Consider the following 2,401-nt stretch of genomic DNA (forward strand, 5'->3'; position numbering starts at 1 on the left):
GATTATACAGTACTATTAATCTAGTTCGATGATTATACAGTACTATTAATCTAGTTCGATTAACAATATGTCCGTAAGAAAGATTCTTTAGATACTTTAGCATTAGTAACGTCACCCTGAATTCATTTCAGAGTATTAATAGCGGGAAAGTTGCTGAAATAAATTCAGCATGACGATCCCCATAGTACAACCATCTGGGGTAAAATAAACCCGACCGACAGCGTTATCCCGATTTAACATTTATTTTTATTTGTACAGCATTTCAATCGGGATTAAGCAAAGGGCGGGGCTATCGGAACCGATTACCACAACAGTTGCTTTCCAAAAAACAAATTACTTCATGATTAGCAAAGAAAAACAGCTAAGATACGCTTAACTCAGATTCTTCACTGCGGCCAGAATGACAAAGCTATATAACACAAAAAGCCTCTCAATAGAAAGGCTTTTTGTAGTGATGAAGAAATAATCTTTATATTATTGCTTAAACTTTCTTAACATTTACTGCCTGTAAACCTTTTCTGCCTTCAGCTACTTCAAATTCTACTGTATCGTTTTCTTTCAAGCTTTCGATTCCACCTAAAACATCTTTAAAATGTACAAATAAGTCTTTATTGTCTTCTTGTACAATAAATCCAAAGCCTTTTTGAGTGTTAAACCATTTAACTTTTCCGGTTGCCATAAAAAAATAAAAAATTGTATAAAATAAATAAACCTTTTACGCCTTGATCAGAATTTCATTTAACCAATTGAGTATTAATATGAATAAAACAACCAGTTTAAGCGTTAATATTGAAACAAAACTACCAAATATAATAAATTATGAATGTAATGCAAGCTATTTCTGGCCATTCAACAAGAATGTTGCGTTATTAAATAAAATTTTCGAATTATTTATTTGGTTGAGGTGTAGTACGTAAATATGGTTTAATTACTTGGTGTCCTTTAGGAAATTTAGCTGGAATATCTTCCGTTTTAATGCTGTTTACCACAATTACATCTTCTCCATCTTTCCAATCGGCAGGCGTAGCCACACTATAATTGGCTGTAAGCTGTAAAGAATCAATCACACGTAACACTTCATTAAAATTTCTTCCTGTTGATGCTGGATAAGTAATGATTAATTTCACCTTTTTATCAGGACTGATTACGAACAACGAACGAACTGTTAAAGTTTCTGAAGCATTTGGGTGGATCATATCATAGAGATTTGCCACTGTTTTGTCCGGATCTGCAATAATCGGAAATTCGACAGAAGTATTTTGAGTTTCGTTAATATCATTAATCCATCCTTTATGCGACTCGGCAGAATCAACGCTTAAGGCCAAAACCTTAACGTTTCTTTTTTCAAATTCACCTTTTAAAGCTGCAGTTCTACCCAGTTCTGTGGTACAAACAGGGGTATAATCGGCAGGGTGAGAAAACAATACTCCCCAGCTATCGCCTAAATAATCGTAAAAATCTATTTCGCCAATGGATGTGTTGGCCTTGAAATTCGGTGCGGTATCGCCTAATCTTATACTCATGATATTATTAATTTAATTTTGACTAAAACAAATCTAAACAATACTATACTAAATACATAGATTTAATATTATTTTAAGACCTCCAAATTACAATTCCAATAAAAAACCCTGAAGAATCAATCTTCAGGGTTTAAGAATATTAATTTGTTTGGGGTATTGCGTTAGTATGCTTTTATCATAAATACATAATCCTGTATTTTTTCGATCTGTTTGGTGCGTTTTAAACCAGACAGCAAGCTCTTCTTGTTGGCAGAAAGTTTATTTACGCCTAGTGAATCCTGAGGAATGGCCCTCATTGCCTCTAAAATATATTTTGATTTAATGGCAAAAGCTGCACCTTCAGTCTGATCTGGCTTACCACTAATAATACCTACCAAATTTCCGTTATTATCTAAAACAGGACCACCGCTATTGCCCGGATTAACTGAAATGGCTACTTGATACTGAGTGGTATCACCAATAAAACCATTTTTAGAGCTCACGTAACCTTCTCCAAGTACAGCATCATCTTTTGGATAACCTAAGGTATATACAATTTCACCAATGTTACTTGTATTCCTTTTAATGGTGTATGGAATAGATGACAAGTTACTGAAGTGTTTATCGTTTATTTTAAGAATTGCAATGTCGTTTTGAGGATCTGTGTAAACTGACTTTACCTTGAACGATTCTCCTCTACTGTTTTGCACATATAAAGAATCAGCGCCATTAATAATATGCAGGTTGGTTAAAATGTAACCATTTGTAGAAATGGCAAAACCAGTACCACCAAAACTATTCTGAGCATTTGGCTTACCAGAAGTTGTATTATTATGCTTAATATTTCTGATTAAGCTATTTTGTGTTTTAATAGCATTATTTACCTGGTTGCTTAACTG

General features: G+C 33.6%; 3 protein-coding genes. All 3 read right to left on the reverse strand.

The features are described 5' to 3' along the window. Positions 1-481: 481 nt before the first annotated feature. A complete protein-coding gene (locus tag AC1DPQ_RS24840) occupies positions 482-679 on the reverse strand; it encodes a cold-shock protein (RefSeq protein WP_029276380.1) in 198 nt (65 codons plus the stop codon). Positions 680-887: 208 nt separating this feature from the next. Continuing rightward, positions 888-1,523, reverse strand: a complete 636-nt coding sequence (locus AC1DPQ_RS24845; protein WP_215127985.1) for a peroxiredoxin — start codon at positions 1,521-1,523, stop codon at positions 888-890. A 161-nt stretch (positions 1,524-1,684) separates the two neighbouring features. Further along, the coding region (locus AC1DPQ_RS24850) for a S1C family serine protease (RefSeq protein WP_477611202.1) at positions 1,685-2,401 on the reverse strand (717 nt) is incomplete at its 5' end.

This window comes from Pedobacter sp. 01T416_2 (assembly GCF_056398925.1).

What these genes read in the sequence shown, in the direction of transcription:
- AC1DPQ_RS24840 (WP_029276380.1), bottom strand. Translation starts at nt 679, where the DNA reads ATGGCAACCGGAAAAGTTAAATGGTTTAACACTCAAAAAGGCTTTGGA.
- AC1DPQ_RS24845 (WP_215127985.1), bottom strand. Translation starts at nt 1,523, where the DNA reads ATGAGTATAAGATTAGGCGATACCGCACCGAATTTCAAGGCCAACACA.